This is a genomic window from Nocardioides sp. PD653-B2 (genome assembly GCF_002117935.1).
Lineage (GTDB): Bacteria > Actinomycetota > Actinomycetes > Propionibacteriales > Nocardioidaceae > Nocardioides.
Genome location: NZ_BDJE01000025.1, coordinates 23887 through 48616 on the forward strand (window position 1 = coordinate 23887; position 24730 = coordinate 48616).

The following is a 24730-nucleotide window of genomic DNA, read 5'->3' on the forward strand; positions in this document are numbered from 1 at the left end:
GAGCCTCGAAACCACCCCCACACAACGCCCCCATTGTCGGTGGTTGAGGTGCGAGCGAAGCGAGCCTCGAAACCACCACCGCACAACGCCCCCATTGTCGGTGGTTGAGGTGCGAGCGAAGCGAGCCTCGAAACCACCCCCGCACAACACCCGCGTTTGACAATCATTCTCAACTCTCTGAGAATGATTCTCATGAAGAAGCTCGCCGCCGCGGCCCTCGCCGGCACCCTGCTCGTCTCGGTCTCGAGCGGGTGTGCCGCGTTCACCGACGACTCCGCCACCTCCGCCGACGGGGTCCGGGTCGCGGCGGCGTTCTACCCCCTCCAGTACGTCGCCGACCGGGTCGCCGGCGACCACGCCAGTGTCGAGAACCTCACCTCCACCGGAGGCGAGCCGCACGACCTGGAGCTGACGCCGAAGGAGACCGCCGATGTCGCGAGAGCCGACCTGGTCGTCTTCCAGCGCGGCTTCCAGCCCGCGGTCGACGACGCGGTCGACGAGAACGCCGAGGGCGACGTGCTCGACGTCGCCCAGGTGGTCGACCTGGTGCCGTTCCGCGACCACGGTGTCGAGTCCGACGAGGACGACCCGCACTTCTGGCAGGACCCGCTGCTGCTCGCCGACGTCGGCGACGCGGTCGCCGACCGGCTCGCGACGGTCGACCCGGACCACGCCGACGACTACGAGGCCAACGCGGCGGACCTGCGCTCCGACCTCGAGGAGCTCGACGCCGAGTACGCCGACGGGCTCGCCGGCTGCGAGCGCAGCACCGTCGTGGTGAGCCACGACGCGTTCGGCTACCTCCAGCGCTACGGGATCACGATGTCCGCGATCATCGGCCTCTCCCCCGACTCCGAGGCGACTCCCGCCGACCTGGCGCGGCTGCAGCAGCTGATCCAGGACGACGGCGTCACCACCGTCTTCTCCGAGTCGCTCGTCAGCCCCGACACTGCCGAGCAGCTCGCTCGCGACACCGGCGTGGGCAGCGAGGTGCTCGACCCGATCGAGGGGTTGAGCGACGAGACGGCGGACGAGGACTACCTTTCCCTCATGCGCGCCAACCTGTCCGCCCTCGAGGAGGCGAACGGCTGTTGACCGAGCCCGTCATCGACCTGCAGAACGGCGCCGTCGCGATCGCCGGCCGCCCGATCCTGCGCGGCATCGACCTGACCGTGGGCTCCGGCGACTTCGTCGCCCTGATGGGCGCCAACGGCTCGGGCAAGTCGACGCTGGTGCGCGCGCTCACCGGTCTCCTGCCCCTCGCCACCGGCGAGCTCAGGCTCTTCGGCACGCCGTTCGGCGCCTTCCACGACTGGCGACGCATCGGGTTCGTCCCCCAGCGCGGTGGCGCCGGGTCCGGCGTACCAGCGTCGGTGTGGGAGATCGTCGCCTCCGGGCGGCTCACGCACCGCCGGCTGCTGCGACCGCTCGGCCGCCGCGACCGGGCCGCCATCGCGGAGGCGCTCGAGGTCGTCGGCCTGTCGCACCGGGCCCAGGAGGGCGTCACGACGCTCTCCGGCGGCCAGCAGCAGCGGGTGCTGATCGCCCGGGCGCTGGCCGGCGAGCCGGACCTGTTCTTCCTCGACGAGCCGACCGCGGGTGTCGACCTGCCCAACCAGCAGGTCCTCGCCGACACCCTCGAGACCCTCTCGCAGCGCGGCTCGACGATCGTGCTGGTCGCGCACGAGCTCGGCCCGATGGCGCCGCTCATCGACCGTGCGGTCGTCATGCGCGACGGCCGGATCGCGTACGACGGCCCGCCGCTCGCGAGCGCCGAGGTCGCGACCGCGCACCTCGACGGCCATCACCACCACCACGACGTGCCCGTCCGGCACGACCACGCACCGCACGTCTCGTCCCTGCTGGACGGTGCGCCGTGAGCGACTTCATCGACCTGCTCGGCTACCCGTTCATGCAGCGAGCGATCATCGCCGCGGTCTTCACCGGTCTCGCGGCACCGGCCATCGGCACCTACCTCGTGCAGCGACGGCAGGCGCTGATGGGCGACGGCATCGGCCACGTCGCCGTCACCGGCGTCGCGCTCGGCCTCCTCACGCACGCGTCCCCCACCTGGACCGCCGTCGTCGTGGCCGTGCTCGGCGCGGTCCTCATCGAGGTCATCCGCGAACGCGGACACACCAACGGCGATGTCGCGCTCGCGCTGCTCTTCTACGGCGGACTGGCGGGCGGCGTCCTGCTCACCGGGCTCGCGGGGCAGAGCGCCAACCGGTTGAACGAGTTCCTCTTCGGCGCGATCACCACGACCTCGCGCACCGACGTGATCGTCGTGATGGTGCTGGCCGCCGTGATCGTGCTGGTCTGCGTGGGCCTCGCCCCGCAGCTGTTCGCGGTCGCGCAGGACCAGGAGTTCGCCCGGGTCGCCGGGCTCAACATCCGCTTCTACAACGTGCTGGTCGCGGTGCTCGCCGCGGTCACCGTCACCGTCGCGATGCGGACCGTGGGGCTGCTGCTGGTCTCGGCGCTGATGGTGGTGCCGGTCGCGACCTCGCAGCAGGTGACCCGGTCCTTCCGGTCGACGCTCGGTGCCGCGATGGTCCTCGGCACGGTCGCCTCGACGGGCGGGCTGCTGCTCTCGGCGTACACCTCCAACTACGCGCGGGTCGCCCCGGGACCCACGATCGTGCTCGTCGCGCTGGCCGGCTTCGTCATCGCCTGGCCGGTCGGGGTCTTCCTGCGGTCGCGGCGCCGACTGCGTCAGCCGTTCCCCGTGGTCGAGGTCGCCGCCCACGAGGTCATCGACGAGCACCCCCACGACCACGGCAGGGACTGTGGCCACGTCGCGGTGGAGCACGGCGACCACGTCGACTACGTCCACGGCGGTCACCGACATGCCGTTCACGGGCAGCACTATGACGAGCACTGACCAGCACGGGGCCACCACCCCGCCGCTCCGCCCGACCCGCCAGCGCAGGGCGGTCATCGAGGCGCTGGAGTCGTTCGCGGACTTCCGCTCCGCCCAGGAGATCCACGAGCTCCTCGGCGACCGCGGCGAGACCGTCGGCCTCGCCACCGTCTACCGCACCCTGCAGCGGCTCGCCGAGGCCGGCGACGTCGACCTGCTGCGCACCGAGGACGGCGAGGCGATCTACCGGCGTTGCTCCGACACCCACCACCATCACCTGGTCTGCCGCTCCTGCGGCGCCACGGTCGAGGTCGAGGGTCCCGCCGTCGAGCGGTGGACTCGCGCGATCGCCACCGAGCACGGGTACGACGACGTCAGCCACACCCTGGAGATCTTCGGCACCTGCCGCGACTGCGGCTGAGCGTCACGTCCCGATCGGCAGCCGGACCCGGAACTCGCTGCCCTGCCCGAGCTCGCTCTCGACCTCGATCCGGCCGCCGTGGCTCTCCACGATCGCCTTGGTGATGCTCAGGCCCAGGCCGACGCCCTGGATCGAGCGCTCCTCGGCCTGGCGGCTCCGGAAGAACCGGGTGAACAGGCGGTCGCGGTCGGAGGCCCCGATGCCGATGCCGGTGTCGGCGACGCTGAGCTCGACCTTGGCGCCGTCGACCGCGACCCGGACCCGCACCCGCCCGCCTGCGGCGGTGTACTTGATCGCGTTCGACACCAGGTTGTCGACGACCTGCGCCATCCGCTGCGGGTCGGCCATCACCATCAGCGAGAGGGGCGCGTCGACCTCGATCCCCACGCCGGCCCGCTCCGCGGCGGGCGTGGCCGCCTGCACGCTGTCGCGCACGATCACGCCCAGGTCGGTCTCGGAGCGGACCACGTGCATCGGCCCGTCGTCGGCCTGCGCGGTGTGGAGCAGGTCGGCCACGAGCCGGTTGAGCCGGTCGGTGTTGCGGGCGACCACGTCGAGCTGGGCCAAGACGTCCCCGGGCAGGTCCGGCCGGTCCTGGAGGATGTCGACGTAGCCGACGATCGAGGTGAGCGGCGTCCGCAGCTCGTGCGAGACGGACGCGACGAACTCGTCCTTGACCTTGAGCGCGCGCATGAACTCCGTGACGTCCTTGTAGGCGAGGGCGGCACCCGCGAAGTCGCCCTGGTCGCGCACTGACCGGGCGGACACCGAGATCGCCCGGCGGGTCAGCGGGTCGGCACCGATCCAGAGGCGGCAGTCGTCGAACTCCTCGCCCTGGCTGGCGCGGTACGTCGGCATCTCGTGCGGGCCGAGCGGCGTGACGCCGTCGGCGGCATAGATCTGGCCGACCTGACCCGCACGACCGTTGTGCCCGTCCGGGTAGCCGATCCGCATGAAGGCTTCGTGCCGCTTGTTCATCGACCGGTACGTGCCGTCGGGGTCGAGGAGCACCAGCCCCACGTCGACGGTGTCGAGGATCGCCTCGGAGAAGGCGCGCTGCTCCTCGATGACGGCCAGCGCGGCCGCGAGCTCGCCTCGACCGCGCTCGGCCGTCTCCCGGTTGGCCTCCGAGCGCTCCAGCGCCGAGGAGATCGCCAGCGACGCCCACGCGACCGTGCACAGGATGAGCACCGAGCGGGAGAGGTTGACGCCGGAGGCGCCGAGGTGGACCAGGTCCGGGATGACGATCAGGAAGGCCGCACCTGCCACCGCGACCTGGACGCCGCGCATGCCGAACTTGCGGCCGAGCCACAGCGCGGGGAGCACGGCGAGCAGGCCCGCGCCCGCACCCGCGGCGTCCATCCGGGAGAGCCCCAGCGCCGCCATGTCGAGCAGCGGGACGGTGACGACGGCCCAGCGCGGCAGCGTCGCCCAGGGCGCCACGGCCGCGACCACACCGACGATCCCGACCAGCGCCAGCCCGACGAGCGGCCCGGGGCCGAACGGCGCACCGCCCCCGCCGACGGCCCGCAGCACCAGGTCGAGGACGTAGAGCGCGACGAAGAGTGCCTGGATCACCCCCGGGTGCGGGTCCTCGGTGAGAAGGATCCGGCGGGCAGTTCCCGTGGCTCGCCCGAGAGTCCCCATCCACCCTCCTCCCTCCCGTCGGTGGCCTCAGGATGGCAGAGAGCACGGCCCAGGACGGGGAACTCGGACCGGTCCACCGACGAACGGACCGTCACGAGCCGGGGTTGGGGACCGCTCCGCCGTACCGGCGGTCGCGCCGCGTGTAGCGGTCGATCGCGTCCCACAGGTGCCGACGGTCCACGTCGGGCCAGAGCACGTCGGTGAAGACCAGCTCGGCGTACGCCGCCTGCCAGAGCATGAAGTTGGAGAGCCGCTGCTCCCCCGACGTCCGCCAGACCAGGTCGGCGTCGGACTGCTCGGGCACGTAGAGGTGGCGGGCGAAGGTCCTCTCGTCGACCTTCTCGGGGTCCAGCCGCCCGGCGGCGACCTCGCGGGCGATGCTGCGGGCGGTGTCGGCGAGCTCGGCCCGGCCGCCGTAGTTGACGCACATGGTCAGCGTGAGGACGTCGTTCTTCCGGGTCAGCTCCTCGGCGGCCTGGAGCTCCTTGATCACGGACTTCCACAGTCGCGGGGCTCGGCCGGCCCACCGGACCTGCACACCCAGCTCGTGCATCTCGTCGCGTCGGCGGCGGATCACGTCGCGGTTGAAGCCCATCAGGAACTTGACCTCGTCGGGTGAGCGCGACCAGTTCTCGGTCGAGAAGGCGTACGCCGAGATCGCCTTCACGCCGATCTCGATCCCGCCCTCGACCACGTCGAAGAGCGAGTGCTCGCCCTGCTCGTGACCCTTGGTGCGGGGCAGCCCGCGCTCCTTGGCCCAGCGACCGTTGCCGTCCATCACGATGGCGACGTGCTTCGGCACCAGGTCCCTCGGGATCGCCGGCGGCCGCGCTCCCGAGGGGTGCGGGGTGGGCTGGCGGACCGTGCGCTTCACGGGCCGAGCCTACGGGGCGATGAGGGGTCGGTCAGTGCTGTGGGGTTTCACCGGCTGACCGCCAGAACCTGCACGACACGCCGGTGGCCCCCGGCGTGTCGTGCGGGGCTCGGCGGCCGACCGGTGAAACCCGCCGCTCACCGCTCCACGTAGGCCAGCGACTTGAGGCCGCGCTCGAGGTGCCAGGCGAGGTAGGCGGCGACCAGCGTGCTCGCCTCGCGCAGGTGGCGCGGGTCGGCGACGTCGACGACCGGCCAGTCGCCCGCGAGCAGCGCGCCCATCACGGCCACGGTCTCCGCGGCCGGGCCGGCCGAGCCGGGCACCCGGCAGGTCACGCAGAGCATGCCGCCCATCGACGGGTTGAACCAGCGGTGCGGGCCCTCGTCACCACAGCGGGCGCAGTGCTCGAACGACGGCGCGTAGCCGGCGACGGCCAGGGAGCGGAGCAGGTAGGAGTCGAGCACCTGGCCCGGGCCGCGCTCGCCCGACGACAGCACCCGCAGCCCGCCGACGAGCAGGAGGAAGTGCTGGAGCGACGGCTGCTTCTCCTCGTCGACCAGCCGGTCGGCGGTCTCGAGCATCACGGTGCCGGCGGTGTAGCGGTCGTAGTCGAGGCCCAGGCCGGCGTGGAAGAGGGTCAGCGTCTCGGCCTGGGTGATGGTGTCGAGGCTGCGTCCCTCGGCCAGCTGGAGGTCGACGTGGGTGAACGGCTCGAGGCGCGAGCCGAAGCGCGAGGTGGTGCGGCGTACGCCCTTCGCGACCGCGCGGACCCGCCCGTGGTGGCGGGTCAGCAGGGTGATGATGCGGTCGGCCTCACCCAGCTTGTGGGTGCGCAGCACGATCGCCTCGTCGCGGTAGAGAGGCACCCGCTCATTCTGCCCGGTGGGCGGGCAAAACTACGTCGCCGTACGGCGTCGGCGGCGGGGTGTCTTCCAGCAGGTGGTGGCGAGCTCGACGGCCGCCCGGTCCAGCCGCTCCGGCCGGAGCCGCCACTCGAGGGCGGAGCGGGAGCGCAGCAGGGTCGCCCGCGGGATCTCGGCGGCGAGCATCGCGGCGTCGGCGAGGGGGTGGACCGGGTCGAGCGGGTGGCCGACGACCAGCGCCGGGACGGAGATCCGCCGGCGCTCGCGCGACGAGGGCGCGGCGCGTCCGAAGAAGAGCCCGTGCAGCAGGGCGGCCATCGCGTCCGCACGCTGGTCGCAGGTGTCGAGCGCGACGCCGGCCCAGAACGGCACGATGCCGCGCGGGATCGGCCGGGTGGCCCGGCGCAGGGCGGTCACCGTCACCGGCAGGAAGCGGGCAGCCAGGAGCAGCGGGCCGAAGGCGACGATCCCCGACTCCACGCCGTTGTCGAGGATCGGCGCCTCGAGCAGCAGGCCGCGGACCCGGTCGGTGGCGATCGCCGCGGTCTCGAGGGCGATGTTGGCGCCCAGCGACGAGCCGCCGACGACCGCCTGGGCGGCGCCGACGTGGTCGAGGAGCGCCACGACCTGCTCGGCGAAGGCGGTCACCGAGTAGGCGTGCGGGTCGGCCGGACGATCGGACCGGCCGTGACCCAGCGGGTCGAGCGTGACCACGTGGAAGCCCTCGGCGGCCAGCACGCGGGCCAGCGGCTGCTGCATCCGGCGCGGCATCAGCTGGCCGGGCAGCAGCACCACCCAGGCGTCCCCGGAGCCGTACTCGGTGTACTCGAGCCGGTCCCGGCCCGCGTCTCCCTCGACGAAGAACTGCCCGATCCGCTCCGACACCAACATGGCGCAAACCTAACCCGCCCGTCCCGCGCTGCGTGGGGGCTCGCCCTGGGGCCCGTACTGCACAACACTTCACCCATGTCGAACTCGGGTCGCGGGCACCTCGGACTGCCTGCGGCCCTCCTGCTCCTCGCGGCCGTGTTGGTCGCCGGGCTGACGGTGGTGCTGCTGGCACCCGCCGGGTCCCCGGCCGCCCCCTGGTGGCCGGCTGCCGGCATCGCCGTCACGCTGCTCGGCCTGGCGCCGCGGCGCTGGTGGTGGTGGCTCGTGCCGGCCATCGCCGTGACGACGGCCGCGGCCAACATCTCCGGCGGGCGTGCCGTCGACCTGTCCTGCTGGTACGCCGTCGGCAACGCGACCGAGGCGCTGGTGGTGGCGGCCCTGCTCCGCCGGGGGCGCGAGACCCTCCCCGAGCTCGCCGACCTCGACACGTTCCTGCGACTGATGGTCGCCGCGGTCGTGGGAGGTGCGACGTTCGCGACGATCGCGTCCTCCGGCGTGGTCATCCTCACCGACAGCCCGTTCGTGACCGCCTGGCGGGCCCTGTCGGTCTCCCACGCGGCCTCGACCCTGCTGATCCTGCCGCTGGCGATGGCTCCGGCCATGAGGCGGCCCGGGCGGTGGACCGGGGAGTTCCTGGTCCAGCTGCTGGCCCTGACCGCGGTGACGCTCGCCATCTTCGGGCCGGGCCAGACCGTGTCGCTGGACTTCCTCCCCCTGCCGCTGCTGATGTGGGCAGCGCTGCGTTTCGACGTGCGGATCGTCGCCGGTGAGCTGATCGGGTTCGCCGTCGTGACCGTGCTCCTGAACGCCCGTGGGAGCGGACCGTTCGGCTTCGACATGCATCGCGGGGCGTTGACCGCGTTCGGGCTCGGTGCGGTGGTGCAGGCCTACATCTTGACGAGCCTCGTCATGGCGCTGGCGCTGGCGATCGGCCTCGAGCAGCACCGACGCCTGCTCGACCGGACCGCCAGCAGCGAGCGCCTCTTCCGCCGCAACTTCACCGAGTCCGTGGTCGGCATGCTCCTGCTGCGCAGCACCGACGAGGACCTGCTCGAGATCACCGAGATGAACGACGCCGCCGCGCGCCTGCTCGGCGACGGGGGGACGACCGTGGGTCACGGACTCGGCGAGGTGCTCAGCACCTCCGAGCCGCTGGACCTGGTGGTCGCCCGGATGCTCTCTGGCACCCTCGAGGGCTGGAAGACGGAGTCCGGCCTGCGCGCCCGTCCCGGGGCCCGGGTCGAGGTGCTGGTCTCGCTGCTCTCCCGGGAGCCGGAGCCGACGTTCGCGGCGCAGCTGCTCGACGTCACCGCGCAGTACGACGCGCGCCGCCGCATCGAGGCCGCCGAGAAGCTGACCAGCGCGACCCTCGACACCACCCCGGCGCTGATCATCGTCTGCGACCTGTACGGCGAGGTGGTGCGCGTCAACGGGGCGACCACGGTGCTCACCGGCTTCGCCGAGGAGGAGCTGGTCGGCAAGGAGGTCTGGGACCTCCCGTTCGCCTCACCGGGATCGACCGGCTACCCCACCGGGCTGCCGACGGACGCCTTCGCCCAGGTCAGCCGCGAGACCGACGTGATCACGAGCACCGGCGCGCGACGCCGGGTCCTGTGGAACACCGGCTACGTGCGCGACGAGCGGGACCGGCCGACGTACATCGTGATGACCGGCACCGACCTGACCGCGGAGCGCACGGCGGCCGGGCTCAACCGGCACCTGCTGGAGGCGGCGATCACCACCGCGCTGATCGGCATCGACCCGCGCGGCCGGATCACGGTCTTCAACGCCGGCGCCGTGAACCTGCTCGGCTACGACGCGCAGGACATGGTCGGCACCCGGTTCGTCGACCTGCTCGACCCCGCCCAGCTCGCCGACCGCTTCCCGGGCGCGACCCGTGACGAGGCGTTCGACCGTCTCGTGGCGGGGGACGACGCCGACGCGACCGTGCCGCGGGACTGGACCTGGATCAGCCGCGACGGGCGCCCCCACACGATCTCGATGACGGTGACCGTCGCCGCCGACACGGTCGCGGCCCGACTCGGCTACCTCTGCGTGGGCCGCGACGTCACCGAGGCCCGGGCCAGCCAGGACATGCTGGTCGCGGCGCTCGACAAGGAGCGGCTGGCGGTCGAGCGGATGCGCCAGCTCGACGAGGCCAAGAACGAGTTCATCTCGACGGTGAGCCACGAGCTGCGCACGCCCGTGACCAGCATCGTCGGCTACACCGAGATCCTCGAGGACGGGTCGGTGGTCGACCCGGCGCCCGAGCAGCGGCCGCTGCTCGACAGCATCGCGCGCAACGCCCAGCGGCTGATCGCGCTGTGCAACGACCTGCTGACCCTCGGCGGCCTCGACTCCGGCGCGACGCACTGGGCCCGCGAGACGATCGACCTGGCCACGATCCTGACCGAGGCGGAGGACGCCGTCCGGCCGATGGCCGCGGGCCGCGACATCACCGTGTCGTTCAGCAGCGCCCCCGGCCCGGTCCTCGTGCTGGGCGACCGGGTCCAGCTGGAGCGGGTGGTGGTCAACCTGGTCGGCAACGCCATCAAGTTCACCGAGGACGGCGGCAGCGTCGAGTGCCGGGTGGAGCGCGACGGCGCCGAGGCGTGCCTCGTCGTCAGCGACACCGGCATCGGCATCCCCGACGACGAGCAGCCCCAGCTCTTCCAGAGGTTCTTCCGGTCCTCGACCGCCCAGCAGATGGCCATCCAGGGCACCGGTCTCGGCCTGTCGATCGTCGCCGCGATCGTGGCCGCCCACGGTGGTCGGATCGACGTGCGCTCCGCCCACCGCGAGGGCACCACGTTCACGGTGCGGCTCCCGCTGGCCCGCGTCAGGCGCGGTTGACCGCGCTGATCACGGCCTTGAGCGAGGCCGTGACGATGTTCGCGTCCACGCCCACACCCCAGTAGATCCGGTCGCGCACCGAGCACTCGACGTACGCCGCGGCGAGCGCGTCGCCACCGGCGGTGAGCGCGTGCTCGGCGTAGTCGAGGATCCGCACGTCGAAGTCGTTCGGGAGCCCGTTGATCGCGTTGCAGAACGCCGAGAGCGGGCCGTTGCCCTCGCCGTGGAGGGAGTGGATCTCGCCGTCGACGTAGACGTTCACGTCGAGCGCGTCCTTCTCCCCCGCGGCCGACGACGTGTGGACCGAGTTGAGCTGGAGCGGCGTCTCACGGGTGAGGTACTCGCTCGAGAAGACGTCCCAGATCGCCTCGGGCGTCATCTCGCCGCCCTCGGTGTCGGTGCGCTCCTGGACGACCCGGCTGAACTCGATCTGCGCGCGCCGCGGCAGGTCCAGCTTGTGCTCGGCCTTGAGGATGTAGGCGACGCCGCCCTTGCCGGACTGGCTGTTGACCCGGATCACCGCCTCGTAGGTGCGGCCGACGTCCTTCGGGTCGATCGGGAGGTACGGCGCCTCCCAGGGCAGCTCGCCCACGGGCACGCCCTGCTCGGCGGCCTGGCGCTCGAGGTCCTCGAGCCCCTTCTTGATGGCGTCCTGGTGGGAGCCGGAGAAGGCGGTGTAGACGAGGTCGCCCGCGTAGGGGTGCCGCGGGTGGACCGGCAGCTGGGTGCAGTACTCGACGGTGCGGCGGATCTCGTCGATGTCGGAGACGTCGACCATCGGGTCGATGCCCTGGCTGAAGAGGTTCATGGCGAGGGTGACCAGGTCGACGTTGCCGGTGCGCTCGCCGTGGCCGAAGAGGCAGCCCTCGACCCGGTCGGCGCCGGCCATCATCGCCAGCTCGGTCGCGGCGACCGCCGTACCCCGGTCGTTGTGGGGGTGCAGCGAGATCACGGTGTTCTCGCGCCGGGTGAGCTGGCGGGAGAACCACTCGATCTGGTCGGCGTACACGTTCGGCGTCGCGGACTCGACGGTCGCCGGCAGGTTGAGGATGATCTCGCGGCCGTCCTCCGGCTGCCACACGTCGGAGACCGCCTCGCAGACCTCGAGGCTGAACGGCAGCTCGGTGGAGGTGAAGATCTCGGGGCTGTACTCGTAGCCGATCACCGTCATGTCGAGGTGGTTCTCGCCGTGCTTGAGGACCAGCTCGGTGCCGCGGGTCGCGATGTCCTTGACCTCGTCCTTGCCGGCGTGGAAGACCACGCGGCGGAAGAGCGGGGCGAGCGCGTTGTAGAGGTGGATGTTGGCCCGGGGTACGCCGACCAGGGACTGCACGCTGCGCTCGATCAGGTCCTCGCGCGCCTGCGTCAGCACCGAGATCGTCACGTCGTCGGGGATCCGGTCCCCCTCGATGAGCTGGCGGACGAAGGCGAAGTCGGTCTCGCTGGCCGACGGGAAGCCGACCTCGATCTCCTTGTAGCCCATCTTCACCAGGAGGTCGAACATCTTCATCTTGCGGGCCGGGCTCATCGGGTCGATCAGCGCCTGGTTGCCGTCACGCAGGTCGGTGGAGAGCCAGCGCGGCGCCTCCGTGATGACCTTGTCGGGCCAGGTGCGGTCGGGGATGTCGATCGGCGGGAAGGCGCGGTAGCGCTGGAACGGCATGCCGCTGGGCTTCTGCTGGGGAATGCTGGTCATGGTGTCCTCGCTGGCTGGTGCTGGGCGGCCGGTCGCACGCACTCACTCCGCAGCGAGGGGGTCCGGCTCGGGCTCAGACCTCGCTACGGCAGCGAAGGAGAAGCTGGCGCATCGTCATGACCCCCTCACCCTAGCCCACGATTCTCGGTGGCGGGCCAGGACCCACTCATCGAGACTGGGCGGGTGCTCGTCACCCGCATCCATCCCGATGACCCGGACCTCGACCTGGCCGGCGCGATCGCCGCCGTCCACACGCTCGGCAGCCCGGTCGTCGGCGTCGACCGGGGCTACGGTCGGGCCCTGTGAGCACCCTGCTGATCGTCCACCACTCCCCCACGCCCACCGTCCGGTCGCTCGCCGACGCCGTGGTCGCCGGGGCGAACGACGACGCGATCGAGGGCGTCGACGTCGTGGTCCGCGAGGCCCTCGAGGCGAACGCCGACGACGTGCTCGCGGCCGACGGCTTCCTGCTCGGCACGACCGCGAACTTCGGCTACATGAGCGGTGCGCTCAAGCACTTCTTCGACACGATCTTCCTCGAGGCCGGCGGCGCGCTCACCGACGACGGGTCGGCCGGGGCGTCGGGCGGCGGCAAGAAGCCGTTCGGGCTGTGGGTGCACGGCCGCTACGACACGACCGGGGCCGTGCGGTCGGTGCTGTCGATCGTCGGCGCACTCCCCTGGACCCAGGCCGCACCCGTGCTCGCCGTGCTCGGCGACGTCGGCGACGAGCAGCGCGAAGCGGCGTACGAGCTGGGTGGGACGCTCGCGGCGCTGTTGAGCTGATGCCTGCCCCGGGCGCACGCGGGGCCGTGAGCGCCCTGCCCGTGACGGTCAGTCGATGCACTGACGCCAGGCACCGGCCTGCCAACCGCCGCCGGGGGTGCGCCAGACATCGACCTGGACCAGGCGGCGACCGTGTCGGTTGAGCAGGTCGACGACGCGCACAGCGTCCTGGTCGCCCGCGCCGACATCGTGTCCTCGGGCCTGGACGCGGACGGAGTCGACACGGCCCCACCTCACGGTGTCCAGCATCGCGTCCTTCAAGCCGGCCCACGTGGTGGCGCTGGCGACGGGGGCGTAGTCACTCACGCAGTCGCTGCCGCCCGTGCTGCCCGCGCAGGCCGTGAGCACCCCGCAGACGAGGACGACGCAACCCATCCGAACCGATGCCGTCATGCCCCTGGGACGCCGGCTCGCCGGGAGTGGTTCCACGGACCGCACGGGCGTCGTCAGCGCTACGCCGTGCTGCCCGGCTCCAGGCGGGCTCCGACTCCGAGGGTGACGCCCGCACCGACGGTCGACCCGCGGCCGACCAGCACGATGGCGTCGGGGTCGTCCGGGTCGGTGTCGGGCGAGCCCACCTCGGCACCACGCTCGATCACGCAGCCGCTGTCGACGACCGCCCAGTCGAGGCGGGCACCCTCGCGCACGACGGTATCGGCGAAGACGACGCTGTCGCGCACCAGCGCCCCCTCCTCGACCACGACTCCAGGGCCGAGCACGCTGCGGATCGCCGTACCGCCGACCCGCACGCCCGGGGCGATCAGGCTGTCGACGACGCGGCCGCCGTCGAGCACCCGCGCCGGCGGGCGCTGCGGCTGGTGGCTGATGATCGGCCAGTCCGGGTCGCCGAGCACGCCCTGGTCGTCGGTGAGGAAGTCGCGGTGCGCGGCGAGGTACTTGTGCGGCTGGCCCAGGTCCTTCCAGTAGCCGGGCATCGGGTGCGCCACCACGCCTCCACGGTCGACGAGGCGCGGCACCAGGTGCTCCCCGAAGTCGCCGAGCCCGGTGTCGCCCTCCTCGGCGTCGCCGCCGAGCTCGCGGTGCAGCTCCTCCACGACCTCCACGAGCGCAGCCGGGTCGTAGACGAAGATCTCGGTGGCCACGGTCGTCGTGGTCGGCGTGTCCGGCTTGTAGTCGAACGCCGTGACCCGCCCGTCGCCGTCCGCCACGACGGTCGCGTGGTCCCCGGCCTCCTCGATCGGCACCTCCGTCGTGACGACCGTGCACTCGGCCCGGTGGCGCCGGTGCGTGCGCACCGCGTCCATCAGGTCGAAGCGGTAGACGTGGTCTGCGCTCATCACCACCACCAGGTCGGGGTCGTGCTCCCGGATCTGGTCGCGGATGCGGTAGAGCTCGTCGGCGTTGCCGGTCGCGAAGCCTTCCTCGTCGGTCGACCCGGTGCCCTCCTGCGGCATCAGGAAGCGGAGCCCGCCGCGGTTGCGGTCGAGGTCCCACGGGCGCCCGTTGAGCACGTGCTCCCCGAGCGAGGACCCCAGGAACTGGACGGACAGCCAGACGTCGGTGATCCCGCTGTGCGCCAGGTTGGACAGGGAGAAGTCGATCAGCTGGTAGGACCCGGCGAACGGCAGCGCCGGTTTGGCGCGCTCCCGCGTCAGGACGTCCATCCGGCTGCCGGCACCGCCGGCTTGGATGATGGCGAGGATGTGTCGACGGCGCATGCCCCACCGTGCCCACGGCCGCCCACGGCCACACGTCCTCCTCCGCCCCCGCGGGAGGACAGGCGGGCGGCGGTACGATCACGCGGTCCGTCGCCCGACCGACGAGGCCCACCCGAGGAGACGCTGTGCCGCTGGTCCCGCACCGACGTCTGCGTGGTGCCGCACTCGTCGTGGCCACGGCGCTGGCCCTGGTCGGCTGCGGCTCGGACGACGGGGTGCCGGTCGCCGACGAGAAGCCGCCGGTGCTGGGTGCCTGCCGAGTGCTCACCCCGGACGACGTCGCCGAGCCGGCCAACGCCGGCGAGGTCGTCGACTGCGCCGAGGCACACACCGCCGAGACGTACGCCGTCGGCGAGCTGCCCGACTCGTTCGACGACGCCGACCGCGACGACGAGGACCTCGGCGCCTGGGCCTACCGGACCTGCTCGACGAGCTTCATGGAGTTCCTCGGCGCCGACGAGAGCCTGGTGATGCGCACCGTCGTGAGCTGGGCGTGGTTCCGCCCGTCCGAGGCCGCGTGGGACGACGGCGCCCGGTGGTACCGCTGCGACGTCGTGGGAGGTGGTGAGCAGAGCAGGGAGTTCGTGGACCTGCCGACCACGGCCAAGGGGCTGCTGCTCGGCAAGCCCCGGGACCGGTGGTCGGTCTGCGCGGACGGTGAGACGGTCTCCGGCTCCGTGAAGGTGCCGTGCACCGAGCCGCACAGCTGGCGCGCGGTCACGACCATCGCGCTGACCAAGCTCGGCGAGGACTATCCCGGTGACCGGCTGGTCGAGGTCACCACCCGCGACTTCTGCTCGCGGTCCGTCGGCGCGTGGCTGAACTACCCGGTCGACTACGACTTCGGCTACACGTGGTTCCACGAGGCCGAGTGGCAGGCGGGCAACCGCCGCTCGGTCTGCTGGGCGAAGACGGACCGATGAGGCGCCTGCTCCTCCCCCTCCTGGTCGCGCTCGTCGTCGCGGCCCTCACCGCCTGCACCGGCGGCGGGAAGCCCTCGGCGGAGCCGACTCCCAGCACGTCGGCCCCCAGCACCTCGGCCCCTGCGCCGCCGACGGCGACCGCCGTACCCGTGCCGGAGAACCGGGCCTGCTACGACCTCGACTACGACCAGGCGGTCGCGCCCACCAGCGACGCGGACCCGGTCGACTGCCAGGCCGACCACACGTCGATGACCTTCGCGGTGGGCAGGCTCGACACCGCCGTCGACGGACACCTGCTCGCCGTCGACTCCGACCACGCGCAGGCCCAGGTGGCTGAGACCTGTCCCGGCCGGATGGCCGACTTCGTCGGGGGGACGCGCGAGGCGCGGCGGCTCAGCATGCTCCGGGCCGTCTGGTTCACCCCGACCGTCGAGGAGTCCGACGCCGGCGCGTCCTGGTTCCGCTGCGACCTGACGGCGCTGGCCGGCGACGGGAAGCTGGCGCCGCTGACCGGCAGGCTCGCGAGCGTGCTCGACAAGCCCGCGGGCCAGGAGCGGTACGGCACGTGCGGCACCGCCGAGCCCGGCACGCCGGACTTCGCCCGGGTCATCTGCTCCGAGCGGCACTCGTGGCGCGCGATCGCGACGGTCCCGTTCCGGGCCGGCGCCTACCCGGGCCTCGAGAAGGTGCGTGCTGCCGGCGACACGCCCTGCCAGGACGCCGCCCGGGCGGTCGCCGACGACACGCTGAACTTCCGGTGGGGCTACGAGTGGCCGACCGCCGACCAGTGGGCCGCCGGCCAGACCTACGGGCTCTGCTGGGCGCCGAGCGAGCAGTGAGCCGCGACGAAGTCGCGGCTCACGTGGTGAGCGAAGGTCGAGTAGCGTCCGCGACCGACGAAGGAGGTCGCGACGGCGCGTATCGAGACCCTGCAAGGCCACCAGTGAGCCGCGGCGAAGTTCCACGGATCCCGCCCCTCCGGGCATCTCGATACGCCGCCGCTCGATCCTCGTGGCGGCTGCTCGACCAACGAGTGACTAGCGGGTCAGCTCGGCGACCATCAGCTCGATCAGCTTCTGCAGTCCCTTCATCGGGCGCACCATCACGGTGAACTCGATCAGCCGTCCGTCATCGCCCCAGACCAGCATGTCGATGCCGTGGACGGAGAGCCCGTCGAGCTCGGCCTCGAACTCCAGGACCGCCGAGCGCTCGTCGTACCACTCCCGGACGTAGCGCAGGCTCGGACCGAGGACGGTCATCGCGGCCGTGAGGTACGCCGTGGTCAGCTGCTTGCCGAGCTGGGGCGTGTGCACGGCGGGCGAGCGGAAGAACACGTCGTCGGCGAGCAGGTCGTCGAGGCCGGCGGGGTCACGTGCCTCCGCGATCGCGTGCCAGCGGGCGACGGGTCCCGGGGCGTCCACCTCAGAACCCCAGCTTGCGGAGCTGGCGCGGGTCGCGCTGCCAGTCCTTGGCGATCTTGACGTGCAGGTCGAGGTAGACCGGCGTGCCGAGCAGCGCCTCGATCTGCTTGCGCGCAGTGGTGCCGATCGTCTTGAGGCGGGTCCCCTTCGGCCCGATCATGATGCCCTTCTGGGAGTCGCGCTCGACGTAGAGGTTCGCGTGGATGTCGAGCAGCGGCTTGTCGGCCGGCCGGTCCTCGCGCAGCCCCATCTCCTCGACGACCACGGCGACCGAGTGGGGCAGCTCGTCGCGCAGCCCCTCGAGCGCCGCCTCGCGGATCAGCTCCGCGACCAGGATCTCCTCGGGTGCGTCGCTGAGGTCGCCGTCCGGGTAGAGCTGCGGGCCCTCGGGCAGCAGCCCGACGAGCAGGTCCTGGAGCAGCGCGACCTGGTCACCGGACTTCGCGGAGACCGGCACGATCTCGGCCCAGTCGGTGCCGGTCTCCTCGCCGAGGCGCTGGATGTCGAGGAGGTGCTGGCCCAGCTGCTCCGGGGTGGCGAGGTCGGTCTTGGTCGCGACCGCGACCTTGGTCGTGCGCTTGACCTTGGCCATCTCGTTGACGATGAACCGGTCGCCGGGGCCGACCTTCTCGTTGGCCGGAAGGCAGACGGCGACGACGTCGACCTCGCCGAGCGTGGTCTTCACCAGGTCGTTGAGCCGCTCGCCGAGCAGGGTCCGCGGCCGGTGCAGGCCGGGGGTGTCGACCAGGATCAGCTGGGCGTCGGGGCGGTGCACGATGCCGCGCACGACGGTGCGCGTGGTCTGCGGCTTGTCGGAGGTGATCACGACCTTGGTGCCGACCAGCGCGTTGGTGAGCGTCGACTTCCCGGCGTTGGGGCGGCCGACGAAGGACACGAACCCGCTCTTGTGGCCCTGCTCGTTCGTGGAGGTCATTCGGCTGCTCTCGCGTCGTCGTACTCGGCCCAGATCTGCTCGTCAGTCTTGCCTGCCGCCTTGCCCGCGCGATAGATCGGACCGGGGTCGACGGCGCGCGGCTGGCGCTGAGCACCGCCTCGCCAGTAGCCCATCACGTCATAGGCCGCGCTCGGCATCCGCCGCTCGCGCATCAGGTGCTTGCGGATCGCCCGCATCTGCGCGGACTCCCCCGCCATCCAGAAGTAGCCGGGTCCCGCTGGCCAGTCGATCGCCTCGACGGCCGCGGCCAGCGCGCTCTGCCCCTCGGCAGGCGGGGCGAGCCAGGTGACGTCGGCGCCCTCGGGGAGATAGGCGGGGAGGTCGTCGGGCACCTCGGCCCAGATCCGGGTCGGGGTGGTCACGGTCTCGCTGATCCGCGCCACCGCCGGCATCGCGGTGAGGTCGCCGACCAGCATCAGCCAGGCGGCGTCGTCGGGCATCGCGAAGGAGCCCTTGGCCTCGGTCACCGTGACCGTGTCGCCGACGCAGTCGCCGCTCGCCCACTCGGTCACCAGGCCCTCGTCGTGGACGACCACGTCGATCACCAGCTCACCCGCCGACCAGGCCCGCACCGTGTAGTAACGGCTCTGGAACTGGCCGGGCACGACGACGCCGACCCACTCGTCCGGGATGCCCGTCGAGACGAACCCGGCGATGCCCGGCCCGCCCAGCGTCAGCCGCACGAGGTGCGCCGCGAGCGGCTCGCGGCGCAGCACCTGCGCGTCGTACTGCTGGGCCCGGGTGCTCACCGGGACACGTTATCGGGCCTCGTCGGTCGAGTAGCCGCCGAGGGACGAGGCGGCGTATCGAGACCACCTACTGACCTGTCTCGACACGCCGGTCGCGAGCTCGGTCCGGGGCAGCTCAGAACGTGTGGCGCAGCGGGTAGCCGCTGTCCCCGTCGACCGTCTTGGTCGCGAGCACGTGGTGCAGCTGGATCTCGTTGCGCTCGAAGGCGAGGCGCGAGCCCGCCATGTAGACGCCCCACACGCGCGCGGTGCCCTCGCCGACCTCGGCGACGCAGGCGTCCCAGTTGTCGACGAGGTTCTGGCACCAGCCCGCGAGGGTCTTGGCGTAGTGGACGCGGAAGTTCTCCTCGTGCTGCACCTCGAGCCCGGCGTTCTGCACCTCGGTGATGATCTTGCCGGAGCCGATCAGCTCGCCGTCCGGGAAGACGTAGCGGTCGATGAACGCACCGGTGTCGCGCTTCACGTTGTCGTGGCGGGTGATGCAGTGGTTGAGCACCCGGCCCTGGTCGCGCAGGTGGTCGCGGATGAAGCCGAAGTACGCCGGGTAGTTCTTCACCCCGATGTGCTCGGTGAGGCCGATGGACGAGATCGCGTCGAACCCGGTCTCCTGCACGTCGCGGTAGTCCATGAACCGGACCTCGGCGAGGTGGTCGAGACCCTCCTCCTTGATCGCCTGCTGCGCCCACGACGCCTGCTCGCGCGACAGCGTGACGCCGAGCGCCTTGACGCCGTACTCGCGCGCCGCGTGGCGCACCATGCCGCCCCAGCCGCAGCCGAGGTCGAGGAGCCGCTGGCCGGGCTGGAGGTCGAGCTTGCGGGCGACCAGGTCGTACTTGTGGGCCTGCGCCTCCTCGAGCGTCGCCTCGGCGGTCGGGAAGACCGCGCAGGTGTAGGTCATCGAGGGGCCGAGGACGTACTCGTAGAACGTGTTCGAGACGTCGTAGTGGTGGTGGATCACCTCGGCGTCGCGGGTCATCGAGTGCCGCACGCCCTCGGCGACCCGACGCCAGCGCGGCAGGTGCTCCTGCGGGGGCGGCGGCGGGGGCTTGAGGTTCGACAGGCCCAGGCCGCGGACCAGTGCGAGCGCCTCGGCCGGCGACGGCCGGCGGAAGTTCAGGTGGTTCTGGAGCAGCTTCAGCGCGTCGTACGGGTCGCCCGGGTGGACGCCGTGGATGTCGAGGTCGCCCGACACGTAGGCGCGGGCCATGCCGAGGTCGCCGGGCGCGGTCATCATGTACGACAGCCCGCGCTGGTTGAGGAGCTCGAGATGGATGTCGGCGTCCGGCGGGCCGGCGGAGCTGCCGTCGTACGCCGTGAAGCGCACCGGCATTCCGTCGCGCAGCAGAGAGCCCACAGCGTCCCCGATGGTGATCGTCCGGCTCATCTTCTCTTCACCGCCTTGTCGTAGAGGCTGGTCAGCCTGTCCTCTGGGTCGTAGCGACCCTTGACGGCGGCCAGGTTGGCGCCGTCATAGAGCTGGTCGAAGGTCTCGCGGTCGTAGAACGCCTCGCTGTAGAGCGACTTGTGGCCGCCGAGCTGGTGCACCTTCTCCTCGATCGCGCGGTTGCGCGGTCCCTCGGGCGCGTCGGGCCCGACGTGCACGGTGCCCCAGAACCCGGCATTGACGTAGGTCTCGCCCGGCTCGAGCGGGTAGGAGGGCCACCCTCGTCTGGCGACGAGGGGGCACAGCCACACCGGCCGCATGCCGACGGCCTCGTCGAACCACTCGAGGAAGTCGGGCAGCCGGTCGACCGGCACCTCGACGTCCTGGATCACCCGCTCGCGCAGGGGGCGGCCGGCCCGCTTGTCGAGCCGGTCGGCGATGGAGAAGCGCCGGTCGAGGCCGAGCAGCTTGTGGTAGACGTCGGAGCGCCGCCAGCGCCGCGGCCAGATGCGGCGCAGCGTCGGGTTCTGGGCACCGAACGCGCCCGAGCACCAGAACCAGTCGGTGTCCCAGCGCCACAGGTAGTCGTACGTCGTGAGCAGGTCGGTCTCGCGCTGCTGGATGCTCTTGTAGTACACCTGCTGACCGGCGTAGTCGCTGGTGGCGCCGCCCTCGTCGCTCCAGGTGGCCAGGGTCAGGTAGTACTCCCCCGGCGCGAACGCGACCCCATCGAGGCCGTCGACCCGGACGCCGTCGTAGGCCTGCGTCTCGACGATGTCGGCCACCGTCTTGGCGAGCAGCTCGGCGTCGTCGAAGCGGACGTGGCGCAGGGCGACGTACTCGGGCACCGCCTCGAGCTCGATCGTGAGCCGGGTCGCGTAGCCGAGCGAGCCGTAGGAGTTGGGGAACGCGTCGAAGAGGTCGTCGCCGGGCTTGCAGGTCACGACCTCGCCGGCGCCGGTGAAGACGTCCATCTCGAGGACCGACTCGTGGGGCAGCCCGCTGCGGAAGCTGGTGGACTCGATGCCGAGACCGGTCACGGCACCGCCGAGGGTGATCGTGCGCAGCTGGGGCACCACCAGCGGGATCAGGCCGTGCGGCAGTGTCGCGTCGACGAGGTCCTCGTAGGTGCACATCCCCTGCACGTCGGCGGTCCGCGACAAGACGTCGATCGCGATCACGCCGTCGAGACCGCCGACGTCGAGACCGGGTGCGGTCGTCGCGGCCCGCGGCCGGAAGAGGTTGGAGGTCTTCTTCGCCAACCGCACCGGCGCACCCGCCGGGATCTGGGTGTATGACGACCTGAGCCGCTCGACGGCGTTCTCGTGTGCTGGCCAGCCCCGCAAACTCACGTCTGGGAACTTACTCCTGCTCTGTGACGTTCGCATTTCCGGTCCCGGTTCTCGGGCTGCGTGCCACCGAGGACTCAGGTGGTGGCGGTCTCCGCGATCGCGCCCCGCGCGTCACCCCGGTGGACGACGACGCCCGCACCGCCGAGGTCGCGCAGCGCGGAGAGATCGGCGTCGGCAACGGACCCTGCGGCGGACAGCACGACCGCTGCCTCGAGGCCCTTGGCGCCGGAGGCGACCGCCATCGCGACGCAGACGCCGACCGCGGAGACCTGCAGGGACGGGAGGTCCACGGTGGCGGCGGCGTAGGTCCGGCCGTCGGCGTCACGGACCGCGGCACCCTCGAGCGCACCGGTGCGCGCACGGGTGGCGCGGGCGAGGGTCACCAGCTTCTGGTCCTCGGCGGACAGCCCAGGGAGATCACTCATCGTCATCCTCGTTCTCGTCGTCGTCGGCCACCCGGCTGATCAGGACGGTGTCGATCTTGTTGCGCCGGCCCGAGGAGCCCTCGGCCTCGAACCGCAGGCCGTGCGCCTCGACGGTCGAGCCGGCGATCGGGACCCGGCCGAGGTGCTTGGCCATCAGGCCGCCGACACTGTCGACGTCCTCCTCCTCGACCTCGAAGCCGAAGAGCTCGTCGAGGTCGTCGATCGGGTAACGAGAGGAGACCCGGATCGAGCCGTCGTCGAGCCGCTCGACCTCGACGGTCTCCTCGTCGTACTCGTCGGTGATCTCGCCGACGATCTCCTCGAGCACATCCTCGATCGTGACCAGGCCGGCGGTGCCGCCGTACTCGTCGACCACGATCGCGATGTGCTGGCGGTTGGCCTGCATCTCGGAGAGCAGGCCGTCGACGGGCTTGGACTCGGGCACGAAGTACGCCGGCCGCATCACCTCGTCGACGCGCTGGGTGAACTCGACGTCGGGTGCCTCGAAGTCGCGGCGCACGACGTCCTTCAGGTAGGCGAACCCGACGACGTCGTCGAGGTTCTCGCCGATCACCGGGACCCGGGAGAAGCCGCTGCGCAGGAACAGCGACATCGTCTGGCGCAGGTTCTTGTAGCGCTCGATGTAGACGACGTCGTTGCGCGGCACCATCACCTCGCGCGCGATCGTGTCGCCCAGCTCGAAGACCGAGTGGATCATCCTCCGCTCGCCGGACTCGATCACCGCGGAGGCCTCGGCCAGGTCGACCAGCTCGCGCAGCTCGGTCTCCGTCGAGAACGGCCCCTCGCGGAAACCCCTGCCCGGGGTGAGCGCGTTGCCGAGCAGGATCAGCAGCCGCGGGATCGGGCCGAGGACGGCGGTGACCGTGGCGATCGGCGCCGCCGAGATCAGCGCGACCCGCTCGGAGTGCTGACGGCCGACGGTCCGGGGCGCGACCCCGATGGCGACGAACGAGATCACCAGCATCACGCCGATGGTGGTGAGCATCGTCGGCCACCAGGCGCCGTCGTAGAGGTCGTACGCCTGGAGCGTCACGAGCGCGATGGCCGAGATCTCGCAGAGGAGCCGCAACAGCAGCGCGGTGTTGAGGTAGCGGGGCAGGTCGTCGAGCAGCGCGACCAGCCGGCGCGCGCCGGGGCGACCGTCGTCGAGCAGCTCCTCCGCGCGGGCGCGCGAGAAGGAGCCGATCGCGGCGTCGGCCGCGGAGAACAGCCCGGCCAGGAGGACGAGGGCGGCCGCCGCGAGCAGCAGCCAGACGTCGCCGCTAGTCACCGGAGGTGCTCGGGGCGCGCCACGCGGCCAGGAGCTCGTCCTGGAGCCCGAACATCTCGGCGTGCTCCTCGGGCTCGGCGTGGTCGTAGCCCAGCAGGTGCAAGATGCCGTGCACGGTCAGCAGCTCGACCTCGGCCTCGGTCGAGTGACCGGCCGTGGCCGCCTGCCTCTCGGCGACGTCGTAGCACAGCACGAGGTCGCCGAGCACGCCCTCCTCGGGCTCCTCGTTGACCAGGCCCGGGCGCAGCTCGTCCATCGGGAAGGCGAGCACGTCGGTCGGCCCCTCCTTCTCCATCCACTGCTCGTTGAGCTGGGCGATGGTGGGCTCGTCGACCGCCTTGATGCACAGCTCGGCCAGCGGGTGCACGCGCATCCGGTCCAGGACGAAGCGGCTCAGCGCGGCCAGCCGCTTGACGTCGAGGTCGCGGCCGGACTCGTTGAGGATCTCGATCGTCATCGGGGTCCCCGCGGAGTCGTGAGCGGGGGGAGCGAAGCGGAAGGAGCGAGGAACTTCGTGGGGTGAGTCAACTGCGCGCCCCGGGTCGGTTGGCCTGCAGCAGCTCGGCGCGGGCGTCGAACTCGTCGTAGGCCGCCACGATCTTGCCGACCAGCTTGTGGCGGACGACGTCGTGGGCGGTGAGCCGGTTGAAGGCGATGTCGTCGACGTTGTCGAGGATGCCTTCGATGACCCGCAGGCCCGACTTCACGCCGCTGGGCAGGTCGGTCTGGGTGACGTCACCGGTCACGACGATCTTGGAGCCGAAGCCGAGCCGGGTCAGGAACATCTTCATCTGCTCGGGCGAGGTGTTCTGCGCCTCGTCGAGGATGATGAAGGAGTCGTTGAGCGACCGGCCGCGCATGTAGGCCAGCGGCGCCACCTCGATGGTCCCGGCCGCGAGCAGCTTCGGGATCGTCTCGGGGTCGATCATGTCGTGCAGCGCGTCGTAGAGCGGGCGCAGGTAGGGGTCGATCTTCTCGCTGAGCGTGCCGGGCAGGAAGCCGAGCCGCTCCCCCGCCTCGACCGCCGGCCGGGTCAGGATGATCCGGTTGACGTTCTTGGCCTGGAGCGCCTGCACCGCCTTGGCCATCGCGAGGTAGGTCTTGCCGGTGCCGGCGGGGCCGATCCCGAAGGTGATCGTGTGCTTGTCGATCGAGTCGACGTACCGCTTCTGGTTCAGGGTCTTCGGGCGGATCGAGCGGCCCCGGTTGGACAGGATGTTGAGGCTGAGCACGTCGGCCGGCCGCTCGGTCGTCTCGGCGCGCAGCATGGTGTGCACCCGCTCGACGGTCTCGTTGGTCAGGCCCTGGCCGGTGCGGATGATCGTCACCAGCTCGTCGAGCAGCCGCTCGGCCAGCGCGACCTCGCCGGGCTCGCCCCTCATCGTGATCCGGTTGCCGCGCACGTGGATCTCGGCGTCGAAGGCACCCTCGATGATCCCCAGGAACTCGTCACCGGGGCCGAGCAGGCTGACCATGTTGATGCTGTTGGGGACCACCACCGTGTGACGCGTGGCGTTGGCGGGCTGGTCTCCCTGGGGGTTGCTGTCAGTCATGGATGCCCGGGCGGGCGGCCTCTCCAGTCGGGTTGTCGAGCCCCTCCATGTTACGGGAGCCTCCCTGCCTGGCCCAGCGGGTTGCGTTCGCCCTGAGCCGACACG

Annotated in this window: 25 protein-coding genes; 9 read left to right on the forward strand and 16 right to left on the reverse strand. The window is 71.6% G+C overall.

Annotation, left to right across the window (positions count from 1 at the left end):
- The first annotated feature begins 192 nt into the window (after positions 1–192).
- From PD653B2_RS10845 to PD653B2_RS10860, 4 genes are read left to right on the forward strand one after another with little or no spacing between them, the layout of a single operon-like run.
- Positions 193–1095: a metal ABC transporter substrate-binding protein gene (locus PD653B2_RS10845; RefSeq protein WP_207559432.1), complete on the forward strand. Its 903-nt coding sequence runs from the start codon at positions 193–195 to the stop codon at positions 1093–1095.
- Positions 1092–1880, forward strand: a complete 789-nt coding sequence (locus PD653B2_RS10850; protein WP_242665242.1) for a metal ABC transporter ATP-binding protein — start codon at positions 1092–1094, stop codon at positions 1878–1880. The genes PD653B2_RS10845 and PD653B2_RS10850 overlap by 4 nt, the downstream gene beginning before the upstream one ends.
- Entirely contained in the window at positions 1877–2884 is a 1008-nt protein-coding gene (locus PD653B2_RS10855) for a metal ABC transporter permease (protein ID WP_242665243.1), read from the forward strand. Before PD653B2_RS10850 ends, PD653B2_RS10855 begins: the two co-directional genes overlap by 4 nt.
- Positions 2871–3284: a Fur family transcriptional regulator gene (locus tag PD653B2_RS10860; protein WP_085872396.1), complete on the forward strand. Its 414-nt coding sequence runs from the start codon at positions 2871–2873 to the stop codon at positions 3282–3284. Before PD653B2_RS10855 ends, PD653B2_RS10860 begins: the two co-directional genes overlap by 14 nt.
- Before the next feature lie 3 nt (positions 3285–3287).
- On the opposite strand, the gene PD653B2_RS10865 is transcribed toward PD653B2_RS10860, so the two are convergent.
- The 4 genes from PD653B2_RS10865 to PD653B2_RS10880 form a co-directional block, all read right to left on the reverse strand.
- Positions 3288–4931 (reverse strand): sensor histidine kinase, encoded by a 1644-nt coding sequence (locus PD653B2_RS10865; RefSeq protein ID WP_133059030.1) that lies wholly within the window; start codon positions 4929–4931, stop codon positions 3288–3290.
- Positions 4932–5022: 91 nt separating this feature from the next.
- A complete protein-coding gene (locus tag PD653B2_RS10870; RefSeq protein WP_085872398.1) occupies positions 5023–5805 on the reverse strand; it encodes an isoprenyl transferase in 783 nt (260 codons plus the stop codon).
- A 137-nt stretch (positions 5806–5942) separates the two neighbouring features.
- Complete coding sequence (recO, locus tag PD653B2_RS10875) at positions 5943–6671, reverse strand: DNA repair protein RecO (RefSeq protein WP_085872399.1); 729 nt, start codon at positions 6669–6671, stop codon at positions 5943–5945.
- Between the two features lie 30 nt (positions 6672–6701).
- Entirely contained in the window at positions 6702–7559 is an 858-nt protein-coding gene (locus PD653B2_RS10880; RefSeq protein ID WP_085872400.1) for an alpha/beta fold hydrolase, read from the reverse strand.
- Positions 7560–7634: 75 nt separating this feature from the next.
- Between PD653B2_RS10880 and PD653B2_RS10885 the strand changes: the two genes are divergently transcribed.
- Complete coding sequence (locus PD653B2_RS10885; protein WP_085872401.1) at positions 7635–10412, forward strand: ATP-binding protein; 2778 nt, start codon at positions 7635–7637, stop codon at positions 10410–10412.
- Here PD653B2_RS10885 and leuA read toward each other — a convergent pair.
- Entirely contained in the window at positions 10399–12108 is a 1710-nt protein-coding gene (gene leuA, locus PD653B2_RS10890; protein WP_085872402.1) for a 2-isopropylmalate synthase, read from the reverse strand. The two genes, PD653B2_RS10885 and leuA, sit on opposite strands and share 14 nt — an antisense overlap.
- Before the next feature lie 183 nt (positions 12109–12291).
- Here leuA and PD653B2_RS25870 point away from each other — a divergent pair, with 183 nt between their 5' ends.
- Positions 12292–12414: a hypothetical protein gene (locus PD653B2_RS25870; protein WP_278247492.1), complete on the forward strand. Its 123-nt coding sequence runs from the start codon at positions 12292–12294 to the stop codon at positions 12412–12414.
- Positions 12411–12893, forward strand: a complete 483-nt coding sequence (locus tag PD653B2_RS10895) for a flavodoxin family protein (RefSeq protein ID WP_085872403.1) — start codon at positions 12411–12413, stop codon at positions 12891–12893. The genes PD653B2_RS25870 and PD653B2_RS10895 overlap by 4 nt, the downstream gene beginning before the upstream one ends.
- Positions 12894–12941: 48 nt before the next feature.
- On the opposite strand, the gene PD653B2_RS10900 is transcribed toward PD653B2_RS10895, so the two are convergent.
- Together PD653B2_RS10900 and PD653B2_RS10905 are read right to left on the reverse strand one after the other, a co-directional pair.
- Complete coding sequence (locus PD653B2_RS10900; protein WP_133059029.1) at positions 12942–13286, reverse strand: hypothetical protein; 345 nt, start codon at positions 13284–13286, stop codon at positions 12942–12944.
- Between the two features lie 59 nt (positions 13287–13345).
- Positions 13346–14572 carry a glucose-1-phosphate adenylyltransferase family protein gene (locus tag PD653B2_RS10905; protein ID WP_085872405.1) on the reverse strand — a complete coding sequence of 409 codons (1227 nt, stop codon included), beginning with the start codon at positions 14570–14572 and terminating at the stop codon, positions 13346–13348.
- Positions 14573–14697: 125 nt separating this feature from the next.
- On the opposite strand from PD653B2_RS10905, the gene PD653B2_RS10910 reads away from it, so the two are divergent.
- Together PD653B2_RS10910 and PD653B2_RS10915 are read left to right on the forward strand one after the other, a co-directional pair.
- Positions 14698–15495, forward strand: coding sequence for a septum formation family protein (locus PD653B2_RS10910; protein WP_085872406.1), 798 nt, complete (start codon positions 14698–14700; stop codon positions 15493–15495).
- Complete coding sequence (locus PD653B2_RS10915; RefSeq protein WP_085872512.1) at positions 15492–16334, forward strand: septum formation family protein; 843 nt, start codon at positions 15492–15494, stop codon at positions 16332–16334. Before PD653B2_RS10910 ends, PD653B2_RS10915 begins: the two co-directional genes overlap by 4 nt.
- 198 nt (positions 16335–16532) lie before the next feature.
- Here PD653B2_RS10915 and PD653B2_RS10920 read toward each other — a convergent pair whose 3' ends face one another.
- The 9 genes from PD653B2_RS10920 to PD653B2_RS10960 form a co-directional block, all read right to left on the reverse strand.
- On the reverse strand, positions 16533–16916 hold the full coding sequence (locus PD653B2_RS10920; protein WP_085872407.1) for a nuclear transport factor 2 family protein: 384 nt from the start codon (positions 16914–16916) through the stop codon (positions 16533–16535).
- 1 nt (position 16917) lies between these two features.
- Positions 16918–17850, reverse strand: a complete 933-nt coding sequence (era, locus tag PD653B2_RS10925) for a GTPase Era (protein ID WP_085872408.1) — start codon at positions 17848–17850, stop codon at positions 16918–16920.
- Positions 17847–18620 carry a siderophore-interacting protein gene (locus PD653B2_RS10930; protein WP_085872409.1) on the reverse strand — a complete coding sequence of 258 codons (774 nt, stop codon included), beginning with the start codon at positions 18618–18620 and terminating at the stop codon, positions 17847–17849. The genes era and PD653B2_RS10930 overlap by 4 nt, the downstream gene beginning before the upstream one ends.
- Before the next feature lie 115 nt (positions 18621–18735).
- On the reverse strand, positions 18736–20004 hold the full coding sequence (locus tag PD653B2_RS10935; protein ID WP_085872410.1) for an SAM-dependent methyltransferase: 1269 nt from the start codon (positions 20002–20004) through the stop codon (positions 18736–18738).
- Complete coding sequence (locus tag PD653B2_RS10940; protein ID WP_242665244.1) at positions 20001–21356, reverse strand: FAD-binding oxidoreductase; 1356 nt, start codon at positions 21354–21356, stop codon at positions 20001–20003. The genes PD653B2_RS10935 and PD653B2_RS10940 overlap by 4 nt, the downstream gene beginning before the upstream one ends.
- A 74-nt stretch (positions 21357–21430) precedes the next feature.
- Positions 21431–21781, reverse strand: coding sequence for a cytidine deaminase (locus tag PD653B2_RS10945; protein ID WP_085872412.1), 351 nt, complete (start codon positions 21779–21781; stop codon positions 21431–21433).
- Positions 21774–23072: a hemolysin family protein gene (locus tag PD653B2_RS10950; protein ID WP_085872413.1), complete on the reverse strand. Its 1299-nt coding sequence runs from the start codon at positions 23070–23072 to the stop codon at positions 21774–21776. The genes PD653B2_RS10945 and PD653B2_RS10950 overlap by 8 nt, the downstream gene beginning before the upstream one ends.
- Positions 23065–23529 (reverse strand): rRNA maturation RNase YbeY, encoded by a 465-nt coding sequence (ybeY, locus tag PD653B2_RS10955; protein ID WP_085872414.1) that lies wholly within the window; start codon positions 23527–23529, stop codon positions 23065–23067. Before ybeY ends, PD653B2_RS10950 begins: the two co-directional genes overlap by 8 nt.
- 67 nt (positions 23530–23596) lie before the next feature.
- A complete protein-coding gene (locus PD653B2_RS10960) occupies positions 23597–24625 on the reverse strand; it encodes a PhoH family protein (protein ID WP_085872415.1) in 1029 nt (342 codons plus the stop codon).
- Positions 24626–24730 lie beyond the last annotated feature (105 nt).

Coding starts and splice junctions, on each gene's coding strand:
- PD653B2_RS10845 (WP_207559432.1), top strand. CDS start 193: ATGAAGAAGCTCGCCGCCGCGGCCCTCGCCGGCACCCTGCTCGTCTCG.
- PD653B2_RS10860 (WP_085872396.1), top strand. CDS start 2,871: ATGACGAGCACTGACCAGCACGGGGCCACCACCCCGCCGCTCCGCCCG.
- PD653B2_RS10865 (WP_133059030.1), bottom strand. CDS start 4,931: ATGGGGACTCTCGGGCGAGCCACGGGAACTGCCCGCCGGATCCTTCTC.
- PD653B2_RS10880 (WP_085872400.1), bottom strand. CDS start 7,559: ATGTTGGTGTCGGAGCGGATCGGGCAGTTCTTCGTCGAGGGAGACGCG.
- PD653B2_RS10885 (WP_085872401.1), top strand. CDS start 7,635: ATGTCGAACTCGGGTCGCGGGCACCTCGGACTGCCTGCGGCCCTCCTG.
- leuA (WP_085872402.1), bottom strand. CDS start 12,108: ATGACCAGCATTCCCCAGCAGAAGCCCAGCGGCATGCCGTTCCAGCGC.
- PD653B2_RS10900 (WP_133059029.1), bottom strand. CDS start 13,286: ATGACGGCATCGGTTCGGATGGGTTGCGTCGTCCTCGTCTGCGGGGTG.
- PD653B2_RS10905 (WP_085872405.1), bottom strand. CDS start 14,572: ATGCGCCGTCGACACATCCTCGCCATCATCCAAGCCGGCGGTGCCGGC.
- PD653B2_RS10915 (WP_085872512.1), top strand. CDS start 15,492: ATGAGGCGCCTGCTCCTCCCCCTCCTGGTCGCGCTCGTCGTCGCGGCC.
- era (WP_085872408.1), bottom strand. CDS start 17,850: ATGACCTCCACGAACGAGCAGGGCCACAAGAGCGGGTTCGTGTCCTTC.
- PD653B2_RS10935 (WP_085872410.1), bottom strand. CDS start 20,004: ATGAGCCGGACGATCACCATCGGGGACGCTGTGGGCTCTCTGCTGCGC.
- PD653B2_RS10945 (WP_085872412.1), bottom strand. CDS start 21,781: ATGAGTGATCTCCCTGGGCTGTCCGCCGAGGACCAGAAGCTGGTGACC.
- ybeY (WP_085872414.1), bottom strand. CDS start 23,529: ATGACGATCGAGATCCTCAACGAGTCCGGCCGCGACCTCGACGTCAAG.
- PD653B2_RS10960 (WP_085872415.1), bottom strand. CDS start 24,625: ATGACTGACAGCAACCCCCAGGGAGACCAGCCCGCCAACGCCACGCGT.